The sequence below is a fragment of the Kroppenstedtia guangzhouensis genome, from assembly GCF_014637345.1.
Taxonomy (GTDB): domain Bacteria; phylum Bacillota; class Bacilli; order Thermoactinomycetales; family DSM-45169; genus Kroppenstedtia; species Kroppenstedtia guangzhouensis.
Genome location: NZ_BMEX01000066.1, coordinates 1 through 1173, shown reverse-complemented (window position 1 = coordinate 1173; position 1173 = coordinate 1). Strand labels below are relative to the sequence as shown.

The following is a 1173-nucleotide window of genomic DNA, read 5'->3' as shown; positions in this document are numbered from 1 at the left end:
CTAGTGCCCCTTCAGGCAACTTTGATCTTGTTTTGCTCATTTAGGATCACAGCGTCCCGCTTGTTCTTGTTGCGCCACCGTATGTACTCCTGAATCGCCTTCATCAACTCATCATGAGAGGAATAGTTACTTCCTTCAAGGACAAATTTCCGAAGCGGACCGAAATGGCATTCAATGCGGTTGAGCCAAGAAGCGTATGTTGGTGTGTAGACCAACTTCACATGGTTCTTTTCGGCCCATGCTTTCACTTTTTTATGGTGGTGGGGAGAAAAGTTATCCAAGATAATATACAGGCGTTCGCTCCGGTGAAAACGGCGACGCAACACCTGAAGAAAGCCCAAAAAATCTTGGTGACGCTTGGTTTTCTTGTTGTGGGCGTACAGTTTGTCCGTCTTGAGATCCAAAGCTGCAAACAAGTGACGTACTCCATGCTTTCGTGTATAAGTGGCTGGCAAGCGATCCGCTTTTTTCTGCGGAAACCAGCCCTTTCCCGCATAGGGCCGGATCGACAGCGGTCCAAACTCGTCCACGCAAATTACCCGTCCATCTTTCGGCGGGGTTTTGTAGAGCTGTTTGATTCGTTTTTTTTCGTGTGAAACTCAGGATCATTGGACTCCTTCCACGTTTTTGTGTGCTGGTAAGTGATGTTCGCTTCCTCTAATATGCATCGGATCGTTTCGATGCTAATCGATCGGACGATACCCTTCTTCTCCGCCGCTTCTTTTAGCTTAGTCAAGGACCAATGGGTGAAAGGCATTCCTAAAACTTTGGGAGGAATCTGTGCCAACTCGATGATGTCTGCCCGCTGTTCAGGGGTAAACGTACGTGGACGACCGCCGTTGTACCGAGGCTGAATCGCGTCCATTCCTTCTTTGTTGAAACGGTGGATGAATTTTCGAATATGCTCTCGGGATAGTTGGTAAAGTTCGGCGATCTCCGGTACTTTCATTTTTTGAGCAGATGCCAAAATAACCAATGCACGCCGTACTTTGACCCCATCCGTGTTTTTTCGCGCGATTTTTTTGAGGCGGTTGCCTTCTTCATTGGTTAATTCCCGTACATAAAGGGTCATTTCTTTCACCTGCTGTTTCCGTGGTAGATTCTCTACCTTCCAGAAAACCAAGTGTAAATCCTTCCTCCATTACCAAACTAAATTTCCGGATGGGGCACTAG

Annotated in this window: 2 protein-coding genes; both read right to left on the bottom strand. The window is 47.2% G+C overall.

What is annotated here, in order from left to right; genetic code table 11:
- Positions 1–11: 11 nt before the first annotated feature.
- Positions 12–530 (bottom strand): IS630 family transposase, encoded by a 519-nt coding sequence (locus tag IEV46_RS17810; RefSeq protein WP_229736213.1) that lies wholly within the window; start codon positions 528–530, stop codon positions 12–14.
- A gap of 5 nt (positions 531–535) precedes the next feature.
- Positions 536–1072 (bottom strand): helix-turn-helix domain-containing protein, encoded by a 537-nt coding sequence (locus IEV46_RS17805; protein ID WP_188433965.1) that lies wholly within the window; start codon positions 1070–1072, stop codon positions 536–538.
- Positions 1073–1173: the final 101 nt, after the last annotated feature.